The following is a 23,119-nucleotide window of genomic DNA, read 5'->3' as shown; positions in this document are numbered from 1 at the left end:
AAAATTTTTAATACAAGCTAAAACTTAGTGCTTAAGCCTTTTGGCTTAAAGCACATTCATACTTTGTATCATTACTTTTGCTTTACATTCAGCACAGCAATATAGTGTTTTTATCTTAGCTTCATCGCCCATAAATCTTGGTTTCATAATGCTAGCGATTTTCTCAATAGCCTTTTTAGTAGCAAATTCTTTCCCACACTCTACACAAGCAAAAAGTTCATCTTGAGCTAAAACCATAAAAGAAAAATACTCTTTTTCCAAATCTATCCCACTTCTTTGAAGCATTAAAGTATCTTTTTCAGCACAACTTGCCTCACAATACCCACAGGTAGTACATAAACTTGCGTTAAATTTCAAAGAATTATCTTTAGTATCAGCCACTAAAGCTCCTACATTACAAGCTCCCACACAAGACAGACATAAGGTACAGGTGTCTGTATTGATAGTGATTTTTCCATAGCGTATCCATTCTTTACTTGGGATATTGCCTAAATTTTCTTCCTTTATAAGCTCTCTTAATCTTATAGCAAAATCTTCTCTTTTTAAAAGCGCAGGATTATAAGAAATAAATTTGAGATTTTCTATAAAATGTGCTTGATTTATAGCTTCTAAAAGTTCTTTTTCATCTTTAGCTAGAAAAATTGCATTTTGTTTAAATTTTCTTTGAAAAATTTCATTCATCAAAGCTATCACTTCTAAAGCACCTTGCGATAAGCCATCACTATAAAAAATCACACTCGCACCACTTGTTTGAAGCATAGCTAAAAAATGTGCTTGATCAAGATAGTTTTCGCCTTTAATCATAAAAGGCATTACATCTTCTTTTAAAGTGATATTTAAATTTTCTATAGACATTTTCTCAGGGATTATTAAAATGATTTTATCTTCATAAAATTTTAAAATTTCATAAAAGCTATTGCGTGGCATAGGTGCATAATCAAGCGCTCCACTAGGACAAATTCCTACACAATCACCACAACTTAAACAATCCACATGAGAAAATTCTAATTTTCTTTGCTCATCATCTTTTAAAATAGCCACACTAGGACAAATTTCAGCACATTTTCCACAATGAATACTTCTTCTTTCATGGTATTGACAAATACTATCATCATAACTAGTATAATTTCTAAATTTATATTTTGGAGAATTAGAATTTAAAAGTTTTATAAGTTCTTCTTGACTTAAGGTGGTTAAATCATAGCAACCACTTTGTTGATCAAAACTTTCTTTTTTTACATCATATAAGAAAAAATCACAATCAATCTCTACTTGCTCATTATCTTTTAAAGCTATCACACAAAGCTCGCCCACGCAACCTAAAACACCCAAACATTGCTCATTACTTAGTTTTAAAACCTTGTATTCTTGTTTTTTTAAGCTTTCAATAAGCTCATTTTGATCCTCATTGCTTACAATAATTACATTTTTACCCACTTCTTTGGTGTATTCTAAATCAAGCCCTAAATCATAAACTTTAGATCTAATCTTATATAAGGACTCAATAGTTTTGGCTTTTTTAAGCACATCATCTTGTGAGTTTTTAAGGTAAAAATTAATCTCAGGTGCATAAACTTCAGGATTTAAAAGCTTTGAATTTCCTATAAAAACTTCTTCATTACAGGCTTTTTGAACTATGCTAATATCATCACTTAAAGGAATTAAATCTTCATTTTCTAAAAATACAAAATCTTTCATAACACTCTCTTTTAAATTTTTTTAATCTTAATTATATAAATTTCATTATAAAAAAGTTATAATTTTACTAATTTATTCTTAAGGTTTAAGATGAACAAATTTAGAAATTTTCCACCCATAAACACACTCATAAACGATGAAAACTTGGCTAGCTACCCTTTGTATTTAAGATCTCATTTTGCAAAAATAGTTGTTTCAAATTGTAAAAAAGAACTAAATAAAAATGAAAATTTAAATTTTAGCTTGCAAGATTTGCTAAGTAAAATTGCTCAAAGTATTGATGAATTTTTAAACATGCAAAGTCAAAGTTTGATCAATGCTACTGGAGTTATCATTCATACTAATCTTGGTCGTAGTATTATTGATGAGAGTATTTTTGAAAGAACTAAAGAAATCATTTGCTCTTATTCTAATTTAGAGTTTAACATGCAAAGTGGCAAAAGAGGTTCAAGGTATGACGCACTTAGTGCAAATTTAAAAATATTATTTAATTGTGAAGATTGTTTGGTTGTTAATAATAATGCTTCAGCTGTATTTTTAATCTTAAACACCTTAGCAAAAAATGAAGAAGTTATTACTTCAAGAAGTGAGTTAGTTGAGATTGGGGGAAATTTTAGAATTCCTGAAGTTATGCTAGCAGCTGGGGTTAAACTAAAAGAAATAGGTACGACTAATAAAACTCATCTGTATGATTATGAAAAAGCTATCAATGAAAATACTAAGATGATTTTAAAAACTCATCGCTCTAATTTTGCTTTTAAAGGATTTTTTGAAGAAGTAAGCTTAAGCGAAATTCACACTTTGACAAAAAAGAAAAAGCTCATATCTTATTATGATTTGGGTGCTGGCTGGTGTGAAAAGATTAATAAACAACTTAGTAAAAACGAGCCGAGTGTGAAAGAGCTTTTAAAACATTGTGATATTTTAAGTTTTAGCGGTGATAAACTTTTTGGTTCTACTCAAGCAGGCATTATACTTGGAAAGAAAAAATACATTCAACAATTAAAGAAAAATCAACTTCTAAGAATGCTAAGGGTTGATAAAATCACTCTAGCTTTTTTAAATGAAACTGCCAAAGCTTACTTAGAAAAAGAATATGAAAAAATCCCCACACTAAAACTTTTAAATGATGATTTAAAAACCATAGAAAAAAAAGCACTCTTTGTCAAAGAAAAAATTCCTATAAAATGTGAGTTAAAAGCTTCTAAAAGTTTAGTAGGTGGTGGCTCTATGCCTGATAAAAGCTTAGATACTTTTGTGTTAAGTTTTGATGAGAAAGCTTTGCTTTTACAAGAAAAATTTAGAAAAAAAGGCGTAATCGGCCGTGTTGAAAATGGGCATTTTGTGCTAGATTTTAGAAGTATTTTAGAAAAAGATTTAAACAAAATAATAAGCATTATTAAAGAGGTATTTCATGCATAGTATCATCATAGGCACTGCTGGGCATATTGACCATGGTAAAACTTCGCTTATTAAAGCTTTAAATGGTTTTGAAGGCGATGATTTAAAAGAAGAGCAAGAAAAAGGCATTACGATTAATCTTAGCTTTTCAAATTTAAAAAGTGAAAATTTAAATATTGCTTTTATCGATGTGCCTGGGCATGAAAGTTTAATTAAAACTATGATAAGTGGTGCTTTTGGCTTTAGAGTGTGTATGTTTGTCATAGATATAAACGAGGGTTTAAAGGCTCAAAGTATAGAGCATTTAAGGGTTTTGGAATTTTTAGGCGTAAAAGATGTAGTGCTTATTTTGAGTAAGGTTGATTTATGCAAGGATTTAGTACAAAAGCAAGCAGAGCTTTTAAAAGAATTAAAAGCCTTTAAAATCAATATCTTAAAAGTTTTTCCAACTAGCATTTATGATGAGCAAAGTATATTAAATTTAAAAAACTATCTACTTAGTTTAAAGCCTAAAGAAAATGATGAAAATTTGATTTTTAGATACTACATTGATAGGGTTTTTTCTCTAAAAGGTATAGGAACGGTAGTAACAGGGAGTTTAAATGAAGGAAAAATAAGCAAAAATGAAAAAATATTTTGCCTTGAAAATCAAAAAGATATCATTGTAAAAAACATACAAATTCATGAAGAAAATGTTTTAGAAGCAAAAGCTTATAATAGAGTTGCTTTGAGTTTAAATTGTGATTATCATGAGTTAAAAAAAGGCTATATATTAAGTAAAAAAGGTGTTTTTAAAAGCTTTAAAAGTATCGATGGGGTTGTTTTTAATGCAGAGATTAAACACGGAAGTATTTTAGAATTTTGCAGCGGCTCAAAAAAGCTTAATACAAAAATTAGTGTAATCAAAGAATTTGAAGATAAAACTTATATTAACTTAGAATTTGATAAAAGCTTACCTTTGTGTTTTGATGATAAATTCATCTTGCTTGAAAATGGGCGTATTAAAAGCGGTGGTGTGGTTCTTAATGCGGTAAGTGAGCCTTTAAAAAAAGATATAAAAGCTAAGTATTTAGCACTTTTAGAACAAAAAGATTTAAAAAAGGTATTTGAGTTTTTAAAACAAACTCACAAACTTGGCTTTGGATTACTTTCAAGCTATCAACGCTTTAAACTCACTCATGAGCAAGCCCTAAACCTAGCAAAAAGCTTAAATCATGTTTTTGTCGATGAGCAAGCTTTAAATGTATATGATCTAAATGCTATGCAAACTTTGAAAGAATTTATTGATTTTATTTTCTCTAAAAATCCTTATGCTTTAATCTCGCCTCATTCTATCGCCTTAAGGCTTAGCTGGGCAAGTGAGAGCTTTTGCGCTTATACACTCAAGCAAATGCAAGAAAAATTAGATTTTAAAGATGGCATATGGTTTTTAAAAGGACAAGATTTTGAAAAATTACAAGAAAAGGCTCATTGTGAGCTTTATGAAATTTTAAAAAAAGAAGGTATAAAACCTACCGCACCTTACAATCTTTATGAATATTTAGAGCTTGATAGGAAAAATGGAGATCTTATCTTAAAAAAACTCACCAAAGAAAACAAAGTCAAAAGATTAGCACATAATCTTTTTATAGAAAAAAATACTCTTGAAAATCTCATGCAAGAGTTTTTAAAACTTTTACAAAATCATCATTTAGATGTAGCTTTTGTTAAAAATCATTTTAAAATTTCGAGAAAATATGCCATAGCTTATTTAGAATATCTTGATAAAAACTACCCTCAAGTTAAAAAAATAGAGGAAAAAAGAATATTAAAAATCTAAGTGTTAAAGATTACATTTTATAATGTGCAAAAATTTTAAAACAAAGGAAAATGATGAAAAAATCTTTAGCTCTCTTAACCCTTGCTAGCTCTTTATTTGCTGCAAGCAATGAAGAAATTATTAATTTTTTTAAGAAAAATCCAAATTTATCAAATGCAAACATTAGTGTTTCTAGTAGAGAAAAAATTCCTGACACTAACTTTGAAGCTGTGATAGTTAATTTTGAAATTAGTGGTAAAAATTTCCAAGAAATCGTTTTCACTCAAGATAATATCATCACAACTGAAGTAATTGATGTAAAAAAAGGTGAATTTTACTCTCAAGTTTATCAAGCAAAACTCATGGAAAAACAACAAGCTGAATTTTCAAAAAAAGCTCTAGTTGAACTTAAAAAAGAAAAAATGTTTATTTCTTTAGGCGATAAAAACAAACCTTTACTTTATGTTTTTAGCGATCCTGAATGTCCATATTGTAGAATGCATTTAGATAAAATAGAAGAAACACTAAAAACCCATCAAGTGAAATTTATCTTAACCCCTATCCATGATACTAGTGCTTTTGAAAAATCTGCATTAATTTACAAAGAAAGTAAAAATGCTAAAGATGATGCACAAAAAATCGCTATCATGAAAAAATATTATGATAAAAATTTAAAAGATTATAAAAAACCTAGTGAAGCTGAGGTTAAAGCAGTAAGAGAAACTTTCGCAAAATACTCTAAACTTGGTCTTCGTGCTGTGCCAACTATAATCGATGCTCAAAAATAATTTTTTCTTGCTTGTGTTTGCACTATTTTTAAGTGCTTGCACAGGCTCTATGCAAACTTTTATCCAAACAAATAATGAAGGTATTTTCCTGCATGCTAATAAAAATCAAAGTTTTTCTTTACACATCAATAATCCTTCAAAATTAAACACAAATTTAGAAGCCAAGCTCGCTCAAAAATTACAAAATTTAGGCTTAGTTTTAAATAATGTTCAAAGTGATTATAAAAATTTATATCAATATAGTAGATTTTAAGAAATTTTCTTACGCACAAAGATTACGCGCTTCTAATGCGAGATTTTTTTATAATGACTTTGATAAAATAGATGATGTTTTTGAAATGGAAGTAGAAAATTACTATCTTTTGCAAGTTAATTTACAAATTAGCTCCAAAAACTCTACTCAAAGCACCTCGCTTTTAGCAAGAACTGCTTATCTTGGCAATATAGACAGAGCCAAAGAGTCTTTAGAAGAAAAAATCGCCAATCAAATAACAAGCTTTTTTTATATACACTAAAGATGGCATTTAAGCCATCTTTTTAAATATAACCATGATCAATCATCGCATCAGCTACTTTTTTAAAGCCTGCTATGTTTGAACCTACTACTAAATTTCCTTCATGATTATAAGCTTTTGCACACTCGTATGAATTTTCAAAAATATTTTTCATAATCTTATGTAATTTTGCATCAACTTCCTCAAAGCTCCATTGACACATACTTGCATTTTGTTGCATTTCAAGTTGAGAAGTCGCTACACCACCTGCATTAGCAGCCTTAGCTGGCGCAAATAAAAAGTCTTTTTGATTTAACATAAAATCGATCGCTTCAAGTGTGCTTGGCATATTAGCTCCCTCTGCTACCATACGACAACCATTGTGATATAAGGTTTTAATATCTTCTAAATTTAATTCATTTTGCGTAGCACTTGGAAAAGCTATATCACAAGGTATACTCCATACTCCATTACAACCTTGTTTATACGCACTTTTTGGAGTAAAAATAGCACCTTTTTTAAGCATTGCATAATCACTCACTCTAGCTCTTTTTACTTCCTTAATTTCTTTTAATAAATCCAAATCTACCCCATCTTTATCATAAACAAATCCATCGCTATCGCTTATTGTGATTGCTTTTGCACCAAGTTGATGTAATTTTTCTATGGTATAAATTGCCACATTTCCGCTACCTGAAACTGCACACTCTTTTCCTTCTAATGCATTGTTGTATTTTGCTAGCATTTCTTGAGTAAAATACACACAACCATACCCTGTTGCTTCTGTTCTTACTAAACTTCCACCCCATGGAATTTTCTTTCCCGTTAAAGTTCCATCAAAATTAGAGCTAATTTTCTTATAAGCTCCAAACATATATCCAATTTCTCTAGCGCCAACCCCTATATCACCTGCTGGCACATCAGTGCTTGCACCTATGATTTTTGAAAGCTCGGCCATAAAAGCTTGACAAAAACGCATAATTTCTGCTTCGCTTTTGCCTTTAGGGTCAAAATTTGCTCCACCTTTAGCTCCCCCTATCATTAAACCTGTTAGAGAGTTTTTGAAAATTTGTTCAAAACCTAAAAATTTCAAAACATCTAAATCTACACTAGGATGAAATCTGATCCCACCTTTATAAGGTCCTAAACTAGAATTAAACTGCACTCTATAACCAAAATGCGTTTGAGCTTTACCCGCATCATTGATATATACAACTCTAAATATAGTCGTTTTTTCAGGCATAACAATACGCTCTAATATAGCATGATCTTGATAAGTTTTGTTAGATTCAAGTAAAGGTTCTAAAGAATTTAACACTTCAGTTGCTGCTTGAAAAAAGATAGGTTGTCTTGGGGAAGTTGCTTGAATTTTTTCTAAGGTTTCATTGATATATTGTTTAGCTATACTCATAAATTGTCCTTTTTATAGTATCTTGCTGTTTGCATTAGCTAAAAATTTTTTTAGCGCCTTTTGCTCCTTTGTTCCTATTTTGTAGTAAATTAGCTTTAAATATGCACTAATTTCTTTTTGAGAAAGATTTCTTGACTTAGAATAATCTAGCAAAATATATTGCGGAATGAAAATTTTACTTTTTGTGAAATTTTTCATCATTTTTTTATAAATAGAAAAATTTTTAATACAAGAAAATCGAGCAAAAACAAAAGGTAGTTTTGTCTTTTCATACCATAATTCGCATAAATCAATATAATCTTTTGGATTTTGCAAATAAAGTTTTAAAGCCTTATCACCGATGATAACCTCCCCTTTTTGCTTTAAAACTTTTGCAAGAGCATTAGAAGTTGCAGAGCTTGCATCTTCTTTGCTTTCAGATTGTTTTTTCACTAAAACGCTTTTTACCTTTTTGCTTGCGCAAATCCCCACATTTAAGGTTTTGTATTTTTTTCTACGACTTTCAACACTTGAGATAATCGCTGCATCAATGCGTCTAAAATACAAATGGCGATTTAGCTTACTAGGAACCCCTTTTTTGTATTCTGTAGTTTGCTTAACATAGCTAGGAAAAGCTGATTTTTTAAGATAGATATGCAAAGGGAGTAAATTAAGATAATCTATCTTACCAAAAATCATCTCGACCTTTCTATGATTAAGTAAAAATATCCTATTAAAAAATATCTTAAATATAAATTAATTTTATTAAAAACACTAGTAATATCAAATTTATATAATTTAAAAAGAAAAAAAGTAACATTTAAAACATATTTTTTAAATGATTTTTAAAAAATATGTTTTTATAACTCATATAAACAATAAAAAATAGATAAAATTAAGTTTTATAATAAAAAATTATTTTAAATAAAACTTAATTTATAAAAAATTATTTTAAACTATCAAAATATCTCTGATAATCAAAATTATTTATCAAAGCTACTCCATCTTCAACCGCAGCTTTTGCTACCGCAGCACTAACTACAGCTTTTACTCTGCTATCAAATGGTTTTGGTATCACATAATCTCTACCAAAACTAAGCTCTTCTACTCCATAAGCTTGTTTTACCTCATCAGTTACTTCAAGCTTAGCTAAATCAGCCAAAGCTTTTGCGGCTGCTATTTTCATATTTTCAGTAATTTTAGTTGCCTTTACATCTAAAGCTCCTCTAAAGATAAAAGGAAAACCTAAAACATTATTAATTTGATTTGAATAATCACTTCTACCTGTTCCAACTATAGCATCGTTCCTAACTCTTTTAACATCTTCTGGCATTACTTCAGGTACAGGATTAGCTAATGCAAAAATCACGGGATCTTTTGCCATACTTAAAATCATCTCATCATCTAAAATCTTAGGTGCACTCAAACCCAAAAATACATCAGCACCTTTTAAAGCTTCTCTTAAAGTGCTATCTTTGGTATCGCTTACAAATTCTAGTTTATATTTATTTAAATCATCTCTTTGAGTATTAATTACACCTTTACTATCTACTAAAACGATATTTTTAACCCCTAAATTTCTATACATTCTAGCACTTGCAATACCTGCTGCACCTGCACCACTTACCACTACTTTAATATCTTCAAATTTTTTACCACTAATTTCCATAGCATTCATTAATCCTGCTGTAGAAATGATCGCGGTTCCATGTTGGTCATCATGCATTACAGGAATTCCAAGATCTTGCAAGGCAGCTTCTATTTCAAAACATTTTGGTGCTGAAATATCTTCTAAATTAATCCCTCCAAAAGTAGGCGCTATAGCTTTACAAAAAGTAACAATTTCATCTATACTATGAGCATTAATTTCTAAATCATAAGCATTAACATTAGCAAATTTTTTAAACAAACAAGCTTTTCCTTCCATAACAGGTTTGCTTGCACTCGCTCCTATATTGCCAAGCCCTAAAACTGCACTACCATCGCTTACTATAGCAACTAAATTAGCTTTATTAGTGTATTTATAAGCTAAAGTTTCATCTTTTGCTATCTCAATGCAAGGTTCAGCAACCCCAGGAGAATACGCCAAAGATAAATCATGTGCACTATCCATAGGCTTTCTAGCAACAATATCTACTTTACCACCTAAGTGATATTCTAAAGCCTCTTCTTTTAAATTCATTATTTTTCCTTCATATAATTTAGTAAATTTTTTATCCTAAGTTTAGCCTTTTGCACTCCTAAAAATTCCAATACTTCAAATATACTAGGACTAACCGAGTTTCCTGTGAGTGCGATGCGTATAGCTTGAGCTAGATCTTTTAACTTAAGATTATTTTCTTCTAAGAATTGATTAGTTAATTCTTCAAATTCACAAGCATTTTTTTGCTCATTTAAAACCATAGCGTATTTTTCCAAATAAGTTAAATTTGTAACATTGAGAAATTTATCTACAGCCTTTTGATCATATTCTTTTGGGTTATTTAGTAACACTTTAGCCCCACTAATAATATCATGTAAGGTTTTAGCTCTCTCTCTTAACATATCCAGTAAAAATCCCGCTTTTTCATACTGACTTAAATCAAAACCTAAATCTTTTAATTGTCTATTGATTTCTTCAAAAGGTAAAGTTTTAATATAATGAGCATTAAGCCATTCTAATTTTTTAAAATTATAGCAAGAAGCACTTTTGTTAATATGATTTGGATCAAAAAGCTCTTGCATACTTTCTAAAGAAAAAATTTCATCATCGCCATGACTCCAACCAAGACGCACTAAGAAATTAAGCAAGGCTTGAGGTAAAATCCCCATATTTTTATATTCCATCACATCAGTTGCTCCATGACGCTTAGAAAGTTTTTTACCATCTTCACCATGTATCATAGCTACATGATAAAATTTAGGTATTTTAAAGCCTAGTGCTTCATAAAGGACAATTTGTTTTGGGGTATTTGATAAATGATCATCTCCTCTTATAACATCACTCACACCCATTAGTGCATCATCAATTACAACGGTTAAATTATAAATTGGGCTACCATCGCTTCTTGCAATTACAAAATCATCTAAGATATCTTCAGCCTTAAAACTAACCTCGCCTTTAATGCCATCTATAAATTTAATCTCTCCACTTTGTGGTGCTTTTATACGCACCACAGGCTCAATACCACTTGGCGGAATTCCTTTAAAATCTCTATATCTACCATCATATTTTGGACGCTCTTTAGCTGCTTCTTGCTTAGCTCTTAACTCATCAAGCTCTTCTTTGCTCATATAACAATAATAAGCCTTGCCCTCATCTAATAATTTTTGAATGTATTTTTTATAAATATCAAATCTTTGAGATTGATACTCAATCGTCCCATCATAATCAAGTCCGCACCATTTAAATGCTTCTATAATAGCTTGCGTAGCTTCTTGTGAATTTCTTTTTAAATCCGTATCTTCAATACGCAATAAAAATTTACCCTTATTTTTTCTTGCATAAAGATAATTATATAAAGCTGTTCTAAGCCCTCCTATGTGCAAATATCCTGTTGGAGAAGGAGCAAAACGCGTTGTGATTTCTTGCATATTTTTACCTTTTTTAAATTTTTATTGTTATAATGCTATATTTACACTTAAATAAAGGTTTTATATGAGAAAATTTTTAATATCTTGTTGTTTTGCTGCAAATATTTTATATGCTCAAACCCTTGGTGGTGTAGCAATGGTAGTAGAAAATCAACCTATTACTCTTTATGATATAGAACAAACTATGAAAGAATTAAAAACTAATGACAAACAAAAAGCTATAGCATTTTTAGTAGATGATAAAGTTCAACAAAGTGAAGCTAAAAAGCTAGGAATTTATGTAAGCACTTTTGAACTTAATGAAAAATTAGCCCAAATAGCAAAAGGCAATAAAACTGACATTAATGGTTTGCAAGCAAAGATAGAAAAAGATGGTTTAAGTTTTGAAGTTTTTAAAAACAAAGTTAGAAAAGATCTTGAAAGAGAAAAACTTTATAGAAGCATAATGCAAAATGCAAAAATCAATATTGATGATGAAACACTAAAACATTTTTATGAAAGCAATCTTGATAAATTTAGCACTTTTTCAAATATAGACTTAGTTGTTTATAATTCTACTAATCCTGAACTTTTACAACAGCTTGCACAAAATCCTATGTATAAAAATTCTCAAATTAAATCAAAAGCTATTAGTTTAAACGCAGCTAGTTTAGATCCAAGATTACTTGCTTTGTTAAATAATACAAAAATAGGAGAATTTACTCCAGTGTTAAATGGCGAAAACGCTTATATAGTGTATTTTATAAAAGAAAAATATGGTAAAAATCCTATCGAATTTGATTTAATCAAAGATCAAGTTAGCAATGTCTATACCCTAACTCAAAAAGAACAAGCCTTAAAAAATCATCTTGATAAAATAAGAGCAAATGCTCATATAGAAGAATTAAGATAGGTTAAAACCTATCTTCAATTAATGTCTTGAAAGATAATTTGTATCATAATTATTATTGATAAAATCTGCATTATCCATCATTGCTAAATGAAAATCTTTGGTTGTTTTTATCCCACCTACGATAAGCTCTTGCAAGGCTATTTTCATTTTAGCTATAGCTGTGTTTCTATCTTCTCCCCAAACGACTAATTTTCCAATCATAGAATCATAATAAGGAGGCACACTATAATCTTGATAACAATGGCTTTCCATTCTTACATTGCGTCCTGCAGGAGCTACATATTTTGTGATTTTACCTGGGCAAGGTAAGAAAGTTTTAGAATCTTCAGCAGTAATTCTACATTCTATAGAATGACCTTTAAGTTTAATTTCTTCTTGTTTTGGTAAAGGATACCCTTCTGCTACTTTAATCATAAGTTCAATAATATCTACCCCGCTTACCATCTCACTCACACAATGCTCAACCTGCAAACGCGTATTCATCTCGATAAAATAAAAATCTAAATTTTTATCCACTAAAAACTCAAAAGTTCCCGCACCCTCATAATCAATAGCCTTAGCAGCTTTAACTGCTGTTTCATGAAGTCTTGCTCTTGTTTTTTCATCTAGTAAAATTGCAGGAGATTCTTCTATAAGTTTTTGATGGCGTCTTTGCATAGAGCAATCTCTCTCACCCAAATGTATCACATTTCCAAAGCTATCTCCTATGATTTGCACTTCTATATGGCGTGGGTTTTGGATGTATTTTTCCATATACATAGTTCCATCGCCAAAAGCACTCATCGCTTCACTTTCTGCTGACCAGTAAGCTTTTTCTAAATCTTTTTCATCTTCAACTACACGCATACCACGGCCGCCACCACCTGCTGCTGCCTTTAAAATCACAGGATAGCCTATTTCTTTAGCAAGTTTTTTTGCTGCTTCAACCCCATTTAAAGCCCCATCGCTTCCTGGGATTACAGGCACACCTGCTCTTTGCATTACTTGTTTTGCTTTACTTTTATCACTCATTAGTGCCATAGCAGCTACTGAAGGGCCTATGAATTTGATATTATGTTTTGCACAAATTTCAACAAAATTTTGATTTTCACTTAAAAATCCATATCCTGGAAAAATCGCATCCGCTTCGCTAATTTCAGCTGCACTAATAATAGCTGGGATATTTAAATAGCTTTCTGAACTTCTAGCATTTCCTATGCAAATACTCGCATCAGCATATTTTAAATACAAAGCATCTTTATCTGCAGTAGAATACACACAAATTGCTTTTTTTCCCATTTCTTTTACAGTTCTTAAAGCTCTTAATGCAATTTCTCCACGATTTGCTATTAAAACTTTTTTAATTTCCATTTTATAATTTCTCCACCACAAATAAAGGCATACCAAATTCTACAGGCTGACCATCTGCAACTAATACTTCTACTATCCTACAATCATATTCGGCTTCGATTTCATTCATAATTTTCATCGCTTCAATAATTGCTATAGTACTTCCTTTTTTGATAGTTTGTCCTGCTTTGGCAAAAGGTGCTGCACCTGGGCTTGGAGCTTGATAAAAAGTACCTACCATAGGGCTATTGATGGTCGGTTTATTAGAAGAGTTTGAGCTTGCTTTGGTTTCATTAACTACATTTACATTAATTGGCTGTGGAGCTGGAGCAACAGGAGCTGGAGCTGGTAATTCACAACACATATCTCTTTCAAGTTCTATTTCAAATCCATCTTGTTCTTTTATTTTAATCTTACTTATATTTGCTTCTGCAAAAAGTTGCATTAGTTCTTTGATTTCTTCTTTTGTCATATATTCTCCTTAATTTATAAGACTTAATTTATAATTATATATAAAAATACTAAAAATAACTTCAATTATTTATTTTTTACTTTTATTTTAAGATATAATTTAAAAATTCACTTTAATTATAAAGGACAAAAATGGGCTTAAAAGCGGATAATTGGATCAAAAAAATGGCATTAGAGCACAATATGATAGAGCCATTTTGTGAAGCAAATATAGGTAAAGGTATAGTTAGTTATGGGCTTTCAAGCTATGGATATGATATAAGAGTTGGAAGAGAATTTAAGATTTTTACTAATGTAAATTCCACCGTTGTAGATCCTAAAAATTTTGTAGAAGAAAATGTAGTAGATTTTGTAGGCGATGTATGTATAGTACCTGCAAATTCTTTCGCGCTTGCAAGAACGGTTGAGTATTTTAAAATGCCAAATGATGTTTTGGCTATTTGTCTTGGCAAAAGTACTTACGCAAGATGTGGCATTATAGTAAATGTAACTCCTTTTGAGCCAGGTTTTGAAGGACATATCACTATAGAAATTTCAAACACAACCCCACTACCTGCTAAAATTTATGCTAATGAGGGTATAGCTCAAGTTTTATTTTTACAAGGAGATGAGCCTTGTGATGTAACATATGCTGATAAAAAGGGTAAATACCAAGCTCAAACAGGTATAACTTTACCAAGAATTTTAAAATAATTTTATTTTCAACCGATATAAAAACTTAGTCAAGTAATAGGAAAATATATATGTTTAATGGAAAAAGCATTTTAATCACCGGTGGTACAGGAAGTTTTGGAAAAACTTATACTAAAACTTTACTTCAAAAATACAAACCTAAAAAAATCATCATTTATTCAAGAGATGAGTTAAAACAATTTGAAATGGCAAGAGAATTTAATGATGATTGTATGCGTTATTTTATAGGTGATGTAAGAGATAAAGAAAGATTGAGCATAGCAATGAAAGATGTCGATTTTGTCATTCATGCAGCTGCTATGAAACATGTGCCAATTGCAGAATACAATCCAATGGAATGTATAAAAACTAATATCCATGGAGCACAAAATGTAATCGATGCGTGTTTGGAAAATAATGTAGAAAAATGTATCGCTCTTTCAACCGATAAAGCTTGTAATCCTATTAATTTATACGGAGCTACAAAGCTTGCAAGTGATAAGCTTTTTGTAGCAGCAAACAACATCGCAGGAAATTCTCATACTAAATTTAGCGTTACAAGATATGGTAATGTAGTAGGTTCAAGAGGATCTGTCATACCATTTTTTAAAAAACTAATCAATGAAGGTGCTAAAGAACTTCCTATCACAGATGAGAGAATGACAAGATTTTGGATATCCTTAGAAGATGGGGTTAATTTCGTGCTGAATAATTTTGCCTATATGCATGGAGGGGAAATTTTCGTACCAAAAATTCCTTCTATGAAAATCGTTGATTTAGCTAAAACTATGGCTCCTAATTTAGCTCATAAAATCATAGGTATAAGAGCAGGTGAAAAACTACATGAAATTATGATTTCAAGTGATGATAGTCATTTAACTTATGAATTTGAAAATTATTATGCCATTAGTCCAAGTATTCAATTTAATAACATTAATGTTGATTTTAGCATAAATGCAAAAGGGCAAAAGGGCAAAAAAGTTTCTAATGGCTTTTCTTATAGCTCTGATAATAATCCATCATGGATTAACCAAGAAGAGCTTTTAAATATAATAAATCATACAGAGCTTGAAAAATGATAACTTATTCTCATCAAAATATCGACGAACAAGACATACAAGTAGTTTGTGAGGCTTTAAAAGATGATTTTTTAACCGGTGGAAAAAAGGTTGAAGAATTTGAACAAGCCCTTTGTGAATATATAGGTGTAAAATATGCTTGCGTGCTAAATTCAGCTACTTCTGCTTTACACCTTGCATATTTATCTTTAAATATAAAAGATAAAATTGTCTTAACAACCCCCATTACCTTTGCTGCAACTGCAAATGCAGCTTTAATGGCAGGTGCTAGGGTTGAGTTTATAGATGTAAAAAGCGATGGAAATATTGATGAGAAAAAACTTGCTTTAAGATTAAGCCAAGATAGCTCTAATATAGGAGCAATTTGCGTGGTTGATTTTGCGGGAAATAGTGTAGAAATGGATGAAATTTTAGCCTTAGCTAAACAACACAACATCCCACTAATTGATGATGCAAGTCATGGCCTAGGTGCTATTTATAAAGATCAAAAAGTAGGTTCTATGGGGGATTTGAGCATATTTTCTTTTCATCCGGTTAAACCTATCACAACCTTTGAGGGTGGTGCGGTCGTTAGCAATGATGAGGAATTAATCTCAAAAATCAAGCTTTTAAGAAGTCATGGCATAGTCAAAAAGAGGCTTTGGGATAGTGATATGATTGAACTAGGCTATAATTATCGTTTAAGTGATGTAGCTTGTGCTTTAGGTATAAATCAACTTAAAAAACTTGACAATATGCTAGAAAAAAGAGAAATCATCACAAGTTTTTATGATAAAGAATTTGAAAAAAATCCTTATTTTAGCACTATAAAAATCAAAGATTATAAAAAAAGCTCAAGACATTTATATCCTATTTTGCTTTTTCCTGAGTTTTATTGCCAAAAAGAGATTATTTTTGAAAAATTATTAAATTTGGGCATAGGTGTACAAGTGCATTATAAGCCTACTTATGAGTTTAGTTATTATAAAAACTTATATGGAAATTTATTCTTAGAAAATGCGGATAATTTTTATAAAGCTGAACTTAGCATACCTGCTCATCAAGAAATGAATTTAAAAGAAGCACAATTTATTAAAGATAGTTTATTTAAGATTTTAGAAGAAACTAAAAAGGCTTGTTGTGAGTAAAGGTATGTATGAGCTAGCTTGTGAGCTTTTTCCTATATGCAGAAGTATTACCGGGAAAGGCTTTAGACAAAGCTTAAAAATACTTGATGAAGCTATGGGGGGGGGTATATTAAAAATTCATTCTATAGCAAGCGGGAGCAAAGTGTTTGATTGGGAAGTGCCTGCTGAATGGGAGATAAACGATGCTTATATCATCACTCCAGATGGAGAAAAAATTTGTGATTTTAAGCAAAATAATCTTCATGTGTTAAACTATAGCACAGGCATAGACACAGAGCTTAATCTAGCAAGCTTACAAGAACACCTTTACTCTATAGAAGAAATACCTGATGCTATACCTTATGTGACAAGCTATTATAAAAGGCGTTGGGGGTTTTGTATAAAACATGAAGATAGAGTTAAACTAAAAGAAGGAAAATATAAAGTTTTCATAGATGCAAAGCACCATGAAAATGGAGTTTTAAACTATGCTGACTTGCTCATACCTAGCACGCAAGAAACAAAAGATGAAATTTTAATTTCCACTTATCTTTGCCATCCATCTATGGCAAATAACGAGTTAAGTGGTCCTGTGGTAGCTGCATTTTTAGCTAAATGGCTTTTAGAACTTAAAGAGAGAAAATATAATTATCGTTTTGTTTTTGCTCCTGAAACTATAGGAAGTATAGTTTATCTTAGTAAACATTTAAAGTATTTGCAAAAACACACTAAAGCAGGATTTGTACTCTCTTGCATAGGTGATGATAATGCTTACTCACTCATTCACACTCCAAGTGAAAATACCCTAGCAGATAAAGTAGCTTTGCATACCTTAAAAGAAAAAAATAATTTTAAAGAATTTAGCTTTTTAGATAGAGGAAGCGATGAGAGACAATACTGCTCTCCTTTAGTAAATTTACCCGTAGTCGGAATTTGTAGAAGTAAGTATCTAGAGTATAAAGAATATCATACTAGCAAGGATGACTTAAATTTCATCAGTGAAGAGGGATTGCAAGGTGGCTTAAAAGCTATGCAAAAAATCATTATGAATTTAGAGGTTAATGAAATTTATCAAAATACGATATTTTGCGAACCTAATTTAGGTAAAAGAGGCTTATACCATACTATCAATACTTCTTCAACCAATGATATACCAATATCATGTAATTTTTTAGCATATTGTGATGGTAAAAACGATGTTTTAGATATAGCCTCAAAACTAAACATGCAAGCTTATGAATTAAAAGATTTAATAGAAAAATTAAAATTTCACAGATTGATAAAATGAAATATTTCTTAAAATACAATGATAAAAAATACTCTAATGTAGATTTAATAGAAGCTTTTAAAAAACTTAGTATCAAAAAAGGCGATATTTTGTGTGCGCATACTGAACTTTTTAATTTTGGCACACCCTTGCTTCCTAGAAATGAATTTTTACAAACTATATTAGATTGTTTTTTTGAAGTTATAGGTAAAGAAGGTACTTTAATCATGCCTACTTTTACCTATAGTTTTTGCAAAAATGAAGTTTATGATAAATTAAATTCTCCTACAAAAATGGGTGCTTTAAATGAATATTTTCGCAAACAAGCAGGGGTAAAACGCACTAATGATCCTATATTTTCCTTTGCTATAAAAGGAGCCAAAGAAGAATTGTTTTTAAAAGACACTACAAGTTGTTTTGGTGAAAATTGTGTGTATGATGTTTTAATAAAAGAAAATGGAAAATTTCTTACTTTTGGGGGTATTGGACACACCATAACCCACCATATTGAAGAAAAATATCAAGTAGATTATAGATATTTTAAAAAATTCCAGGGTTTTATTCTTGATGAAAATGGAGAAAAACAAAAAAAAGAAATCTTATATTTTGTTAGAGATTTAAACAAACACTCTCTTCCTAATATTAAAAATATTATTAAAATAGCTTTATCATCTTTTAAAAGCGATATGATAAAATTTGCCAATGATTACATAAGTATTTTTATTGCTCAAGAATATGAAAATGCCATAATAAGAGCCTTAAACATGAATAAAAATGTACTTATTCTAAAGGATAGTTAAAAAATGGAAAATAAATTTTATGAAATTTTAGAAAATATACTAGAAGTAAAAGTTGATGAAAATTCAAATTTAAGCATGCAAAATTGCAAAAATTGGACTTCTTTAAATCATATTGATATAATCATGAGCTTAGAAGAAGAATTTGAAATCAAATTTAGCAAAGATGAATTAAGTCAGCTAAAATCACAAAATGAACTTTTGCAAGCTATCAAATCAAAGGTAAAAAATGAAAAATATTAAAAACTTATTTGAGTTAATAGCTATAAAAAATCCAATTCACGCAAAATATTTAAATAAAATCAGTCTAACAAATGAAGATGAAATGGAATTTGAAAATCTCATTTCATATTATCTTCAAAACAATATTTCTTTACAAGAGCAGTGCGAATGCTATTTAACTATACTTAATGACACTTTAGAAGAAACAAAATATTTCATAGAAAATAACTCATATAGATATAAAAGTTTTGAAGAAGTAAAAGATAAAGTCTATTTTAATGAAACTTATATGAAAAAATACATGATAGGGCTTGCGCTTTCATCTTATATTTGGATTGCTCATATAAAAGTTAGAAAGTATTTTGAAAATTATCTTCAATCAAAAAGCAAACATGATAATTATTTTGAAATAGGCCCAGGACATGGAGAATTTTTTACTAAAGCTGTTAAAAGTTTGAAATTTGATTATTATTTAGGTTTAGATTTATCCCCTACTAGTTGCGAATTGACAAAAAATATGGTGGAAAATCAAGTTAAAAATTTAATTAATAATTGTGAATTTTTATGTAAAGATTTTTTTCAATTTCAATTTCACAAAAAAGCTGATTTAATAGTAATTGGAGAAGTTTTAGAACATGTTGAACAGCCTTTAGAATTTTTAAAAAGAGCAAAAGACTTATTAAGCGATGAAGGTGAAATTTTTGCAACCATACCTATCAACGCACCTGCAATTGATCATATATACTTATTTACACATCCAACTGAAATTTTTGAAATGGCAAAAAAAGCAGATTTAAAAATAAAACAATATGAATGTTTTATGGCAAATGACTATTCTTTAGAAAAAGCTTTAAAATTTAAAAATGCTATAACTATGGCTGTGGTATTTGAAAAATGAATTTAAATTTACCAATCCACCATATAGGTGTAGCATGTAAATCTTTAGAAAAAGAAAGAAAAATATTTGAAAAGCTAGGTTTTATTAAAGAAGCTGAATTTATAGACGAACAACAAGGGGTAAAAGGAGAATTTATCATTCCAAAAAATAACTTATTCCCCCAATATCGCTTTGAACTTTTGTCAAATTTAAATGAAAAAGGCGTTTTAGATAGCTATTTGAAAAATAAAACTAAAATGTATCATATAGCTTATGAAAGCAAAAATATAGAGCAAGATTTATCTTTGCTTTTAAATGATGGTTTGTTAGTTGTTGACATAATGAAAGCAAGTTATTTTGCAAAACTTTGCTTTGTGATGATGAGTAATAATTTATTAATAGAATTAGTAGAGCTAAAATGAATCTTTTTTCACCAAATTTAAAAAGAAATGATCTCATAAAACTTAGTAAGGAAAATCATTATAAAAAAATTACTATTAATGTTTTTAGAAATCACTCTTTTGAAGTGATTTCAAGCATACTAAATGCATTTTTAGCCTTTAGTAAATTAAAGGCTGAATTTAACATAAGCTCTTATGATGATAGTTTAAGTTATGATAATTTTCAAAAAGCAGATTTAAATATTATATTTATAGATTTAAACAATTATAAAAAAAATGTAGATGATTTTATCAAAGAAAAAATACAAGAACTATCAAGCATTAGCAACGCTCCTATCATCACACTTTTACTTGGCGATACAAGCTTAAAAGAATATAGTATTTGCAAAATACTAAAGCCCTTTTTAGATGAAAATCTCATCATAGATGATAGTAATTTTGAAATAAATGCAAGCAGACTTAGTAATAAAGCTTGTGTAAAATTAGCCCAAATTCTAGGACTAAAAATCCTACCTAGCCTTTTACAACCAACTTTAAAAGCAATCATCATAGATCTTGATAATACCTTATACCAAGGAATTTTAGGCGAAGATGGTATTGAAAATCTTACTTTATCTAGCAATCATAAAGCCTTGCAAAGTGAGCTTTTAAATTTAAAAAATCAAGGTTTTTTACTTGCCATCGCTTCAAAAAATGAAGAAGAAGATGTAAAAAAACTTTTTTCACAAAGAAAAGACTTTTTATTACAACTTGATGATTTTAGTATGATCAGGGCTAATTGGAAAAGTAAAGACGAAAATATTAAAGAAATTGTAAATTTTTTTAATATAGCTTTTGATAGTGTGCTATTTATTGATGATAATATAGCCGAAATTGAAAATGTATCACACCTTCATATTAACACCTTGCTAGCTGATGAAAATAGTGCTTATAGTTTAAAGCTCCATCCTAGACTTTTAAAAACAAGCTTTAGCAAAGAAGATGAGTTAAGAAGTGCTGATATTAAAGCAAATTTACAAAGACAAGAACTTAGCAAGCTTAGCCCTAAAGAGTATTTTGAAAAATTACAGATTTGTTTGAAATTTCATATCAACCACGCGAATGAACTTGAAAGAATTTCACAACTACTTAATAAAACTAATCAATTTATATCAAATTACTCAAGATTAAGCTTAAAAGAATGTGAAGAATTTATGCAAAAACATGCTATTTTGACTATAAGCATGAGTGATAAATTAAGTGATAGTGGTATTATAGCAATTTTTTTAGCTTATAAAGATGAAACAAATTTAATCATAAAAGATCTTTGTATAAGCTGTAGAGCCTTAGGAAGAAAGCTTGAAAAAATTATGTTATATAAGGCTATAGAGTTATTACATGTGCATTTTAATACAAAAGAATGTATTTTATACTTTCAAAAGGGCGAAAGAAATATGCCATTTTTAGAATTTTTATATAGTTTAAATGCAAATATAAAAGAAAATTTTGCTCTAATCCAAAAAGAAATGATAAATTACGAAGGACTTATAATTGAAAGCTAGTTTTAATAAAGCCAAAATAGCAGGTATAAGCGTTTGCGTGCCTAATAAATGTATAAATATAGATGATTGCTTAGAAGATGTTTTTCAAAATGATGTCAAAATGCTAAAAAGAATGAAAAAAATTTCAGGCATACAAGAAAGATTTATTGCTGATGAAAATATTAGCACAACAGATTTAGCCTATGAAGCAAGTATAAATTTATTTAAAATGCTTGATTTTGATAAAAATAAGCTTGATATGGTGATTTTTGTTACACAAACTCCTGATTTTTTTATGCCATCATGCGCAAACTATCTTCACAAACGATTAAATTTAAAACCTCAAACCATAGCTTTTGATGTAAATCAAGCATGTTCTGGGTATTTATATGGCTTATTTATAGCTTTTTCTTTTTTAGAAAATCAAAATGCAAAAAATATTTTATTAATTTGTGGTGATACTTTAAGCAAAACCATAAACCCTTTAAATCCAAATTTAGCTCCAATCTTTGGCGATGGAGTAAGCGCAACACTCATAAGCTGTGCAAATGAAAAATCGTTTTTTAAACTTTATTCTAATGGAGAAGGTTTTGATAAACTCATCATACCTAATAGAGCTTTTGCTAAACTTGATGAGAGTAAAAGCTCCAATAAAGAAATATTTCAAACCAATAAGCATAGGAGCTTAGATAATCTTTACATGGATGGGGCTGAAATTTTTAATCAAGCGCTTAATCTTGAGAGCCAAAGCATAAAAGAAATACTTGATTTTTGTGAAAAAGATAAAGATGAAGTGGATTATTTTTTATTGCATCAATCCAATCAATTTTTAGTTGATTCTATTATAAATGACTTGGGTATTGATAGCTCTAAAGCACCAAATTTTTTGATGTCAAAATATGCTAATTTAAGTGCCTGCTCTTTACCTGCTTTACTTTGTGAAATACAAAAAAATGATTTTAGTGCCATTTTAAGTGCTTTTGGTGCTGGATATGCCTGGGGGAGTGCTTATATAAATTTTGATAAAAACTTTAAAACTGATACAATTTCAATTTATAAAGGAGAAAAAAATGACTAAAGAAGAATTATTAGAAGCTATTAGCGAAGCTATGCATATGGATGAAACACTAAAAGAAGATATGATTTTAGATGATATTGATGAATGGGATAGCTTAGCTTTTGTATCTATCATGGTATTATTTAAAAACTCACTTGGCAAACAAATTAGCGGTGATGATCTTAAAAAATGTGAAAAAGTAAGCGATCTTTTAGCTTTAGCTGGTGTTTAAGGTGAAAAGCCTTAAACAATCTCTAAAACAAATTTATCATTTTCATCTTTAAAGA

The 23,119-nt window shown here is 29.6% G+C and carries 22 protein-coding genes and 1 pseudogene; 16 read left to right on the top strand and 7 right to left on the bottom strand.

The genetic code is table 11. From position 1 onward, the window contains the following. Positions 1 to 45 precede the first annotated feature (45 nt). Positions 46 to 1,698: a 4Fe-4S dicluster domain-containing protein gene (locus tag L8U37_RS02330; RefSeq protein WP_263728482.1), complete on the bottom strand. Its 1,653-nt coding sequence runs from the start codon at positions 1,696 to 1,698 to the stop codon at positions 46 to 48. A gap of 90 nt (positions 1,699 to 1,788) precedes the next feature. Here L8U37_RS02330 and selA point away from each other — a divergent pair, with 90 nt between their 5' ends. The 4 genes and pseudogenes from selA (at position 1,789) to L8U37_RS02310 (ending at position 6,200) form a co-directional block, all read left to right on the top strand. Then, on the top strand, positions 1,789 to 3,120 hold the full coding sequence (selA, locus tag L8U37_RS02325) for an L-seryl-tRNA(Sec) selenium transferase (RefSeq protein ID WP_263728480.1): 1,332 nt from the start codon (positions 1,789 to 1,791) through the stop codon (positions 3,118 to 3,120). Continuing rightward, entirely contained in the window at positions 3,113 to 4,918 is a 1,806-nt protein-coding gene (gene selB, locus L8U37_RS02320) for a selenocysteine-specific translation elongation factor (RefSeq protein WP_263662580.1), read from the top strand. Before selA ends, selB begins: the two co-directional genes overlap by 8 nt. Before the next feature lie 53 nt (positions 4,919 to 4,971). Then, positions 4,972 to 5,685 carry a thioredoxin fold domain-containing protein gene (locus tag L8U37_RS02315; protein ID WP_220566922.1) on the top strand — a complete coding sequence of 238 codons (714 nt, stop codon included), beginning with the start codon at positions 4,972 to 4,974 and terminating at the stop codon, positions 5,683 to 5,685. Continuing rightward, a pseudogene (locus tag L8U37_RS02310) lies at positions 5,672 to 6,200 on the top strand (hypothetical protein). Before L8U37_RS02315 ends, L8U37_RS02310 begins: the two are co-directional and overlap by 14 nt. A gap of 22 nt (positions 6,201 to 6,222) precedes the next feature. On the opposite strand, the gene gdhA reads toward L8U37_RS02310, so the two are convergent. The 4 genes from gdhA to gltX all read right to left on the bottom strand — a co-directional run bounded on the left by gdhA (position 6,223) and on the right by gltX (position 11,142). Next, entirely contained in the window at positions 6,223 to 7,590 is a 1,368-nt protein-coding gene (gene gdhA / locus L8U37_RS02305; RefSeq protein WP_263728479.1) for an NADP-specific glutamate dehydrogenase, read from the bottom strand. Between the two features lie 12 nt (positions 7,591 to 7,602). Beyond that, entirely contained in the window at positions 7,603 to 8,268 is a 666-nt protein-coding gene (locus L8U37_RS02300) for an MqnA/MqnD/SBP family protein (RefSeq protein ID WP_133319772.1), read from the bottom strand. 247 nt (positions 8,269 to 8,515) lie between these two features. Continuing rightward, the gene (locus tag L8U37_RS02295) at positions 8,516 to 9,751 is read right to left on the bottom strand and encodes a malic enzyme-like NAD(P)-binding protein (protein ID WP_263728477.1); all 1,236 of its coding nucleotides are present in this window, start codon (positions 9,749 to 9,751) and stop codon (positions 8,516 to 8,518) included. Beyond that, the gene (gene gltX / locus L8U37_RS02290; RefSeq protein ID WP_263659261.1) at positions 9,751 to 11,142 is read right to left on the bottom strand and encodes a glutamate--tRNA ligase; all 1,392 of its coding nucleotides are present in this window, start codon (positions 11,140 to 11,142) and stop codon (positions 9,751 to 9,753) included. Before gltX ends, L8U37_RS02295 begins: the two co-directional genes overlap by 1 nt. Positions 11,143 to 11,206: 64 nt before the next feature. On the opposite strand from gltX, the gene L8U37_RS02285 reads away from it, so the two are divergent. Beyond that, positions 11,207 to 12,034, top strand: coding sequence for a peptidylprolyl isomerase (locus L8U37_RS02285; RefSeq protein ID WP_263728476.1), 828 nt, complete (start codon positions 11,207 to 11,209; stop codon positions 12,032 to 12,034). A gap of 18 nt (positions 12,035 to 12,052) precedes the next feature. On the opposite strand, the gene L8U37_RS02280 is transcribed toward L8U37_RS02285, so the two are convergent. Together L8U37_RS02280 and accB are read right to left on the bottom strand one after the other, a co-directional pair. Beyond that, positions 12,053 to 13,384 carry an acetyl-CoA carboxylase biotin carboxylase subunit gene (locus L8U37_RS02280; protein ID WP_258108146.1) on the bottom strand — a complete coding sequence of 444 codons (1,332 nt, stop codon included), beginning with the start codon at positions 13,382 to 13,384 and terminating at the stop codon, positions 12,053 to 12,055. A gap of 1 nt (position 13,385) precedes the next feature. Beyond that, positions 13,386 to 13,835 carry an acetyl-CoA carboxylase biotin carboxyl carrier protein gene (accB, locus tag L8U37_RS02275; RefSeq protein ID WP_039626958.1) on the bottom strand — a complete coding sequence of 150 codons (450 nt, stop codon included), beginning with the start codon at positions 13,833 to 13,835 and terminating at the stop codon, positions 13,386 to 13,388. A gap of 131 nt (positions 13,836 to 13,966) precedes the next feature. Between accB and dcd the strand changes: the two genes are divergently transcribed. From dcd to L8U37_RS02220, 11 genes are read left to right on the top strand one after another with little or no spacing between them, the layout of a single operon-like run. After that, positions 13,967 to 14,527, top strand: a complete 561-nt coding sequence (gene dcd / locus L8U37_RS02270) for a dCTP deaminase (protein ID WP_012661997.1) — start codon at positions 13,967 to 13,969, stop codon at positions 14,525 to 14,527. 50 nt (positions 14,528 to 14,577) lie between these two features. Further along, a complete protein-coding gene (gene pseB / locus L8U37_RS02265) occupies positions 14,578 to 15,585 on the top strand; it encodes a UDP-N-acetylglucosamine 4,6-dehydratase (inverting) (protein ID WP_263669886.1) in 1,008 nt (335 codons plus the stop codon). After that, positions 15,582 to 16,712, top strand: coding sequence for a UDP-4-amino-4,6-dideoxy-N-acetyl-beta-L-altrosamine transaminase (pseC, locus tag L8U37_RS02260; RefSeq protein WP_263728475.1), 1,131 nt, complete (start codon positions 15,582 to 15,584; stop codon positions 16,710 to 16,712). The genes pseB and pseC overlap by 4 nt, the downstream gene beginning before the upstream one ends. Before the next feature lie 4 nt (positions 16,713 to 16,716). Then, complete coding sequence (locus L8U37_RS02255; RefSeq protein WP_263728543.1) at positions 16,717 to 17,979, top strand: DUF4910 domain-containing protein; 1,263 nt, start codon at positions 16,717 to 16,719, stop codon at positions 17,977 to 17,979. Further along, positions 17,976 to 18,758, top strand: a complete 783-nt coding sequence (locus L8U37_RS02250; protein WP_263728474.1) for an AAC(3) family N-acetyltransferase — start codon at positions 17,976 to 17,978, stop codon at positions 18,756 to 18,758. Before L8U37_RS02255 ends, L8U37_RS02250 begins: the two co-directional genes overlap by 4 nt. A gap of 3 nt (positions 18,759 to 18,761) precedes the next feature. Beyond that, positions 18,762 to 18,998 carry an acyl carrier protein gene (locus L8U37_RS02245; protein ID WP_220566911.1) on the top strand — a complete coding sequence of 79 codons (237 nt, stop codon included), beginning with the start codon at positions 18,762 to 18,764 and terminating at the stop codon, positions 18,996 to 18,998. Then, positions 18,985 to 19,875 carry a class I SAM-dependent methyltransferase gene (locus L8U37_RS02240; protein ID WP_263688632.1) on the top strand — a complete coding sequence of 297 codons (891 nt, stop codon included), beginning with the start codon at positions 18,985 to 18,987 and terminating at the stop codon, positions 19,873 to 19,875. Before L8U37_RS02245 ends, L8U37_RS02240 begins: the two co-directional genes overlap by 14 nt. Next, positions 19,872 to 20,276, top strand: a complete 405-nt coding sequence (locus L8U37_RS02235) for a VOC family protein (protein ID WP_220566909.1) — start codon at positions 19,872 to 19,874, stop codon at positions 20,274 to 20,276. Before L8U37_RS02240 ends, L8U37_RS02235 begins: the two co-directional genes overlap by 4 nt. Continuing rightward, positions 20,273 to 21,796, top strand: a complete 1,524-nt coding sequence (locus L8U37_RS02230; RefSeq protein WP_263688633.1) for an HAD-IIIC family phosphatase — start codon at positions 20,273 to 20,275, stop codon at positions 21,794 to 21,796. The genes L8U37_RS02235 and L8U37_RS02230 overlap by 4 nt, the downstream gene beginning before the upstream one ends. Beyond that, positions 21,786 to 22,853 (top strand): beta-ketoacyl-ACP synthase III, encoded by a 1,068-nt coding sequence (locus tag L8U37_RS02225; protein WP_263728472.1) that lies wholly within the window; start codon positions 21,786 to 21,788, stop codon positions 22,851 to 22,853. Before L8U37_RS02230 ends, L8U37_RS02225 begins: the two co-directional genes overlap by 11 nt. Further along, positions 22,846 to 23,064, top strand: coding sequence for an acyl carrier protein (locus L8U37_RS02220; protein ID WP_214100219.1), 219 nt, complete (start codon positions 22,846 to 22,848; stop codon positions 23,062 to 23,064). Before L8U37_RS02225 ends, L8U37_RS02220 begins: the two co-directional genes overlap by 8 nt. Positions 23,065 to 23,119 lie beyond the last annotated feature (55 nt).

The sequence above is a fragment of the Campylobacter sp. RKI_CA19_01122 genome (assembly GCF_025771325.1).
Lineage (GTDB): Bacteria > Campylobacterota > Campylobacteria > Campylobacterales > Campylobacteraceae > Campylobacter_D > Campylobacter_D lari_D.
This window is presented reverse-complemented; position numbering and strand designations above follow the sequence as displayed.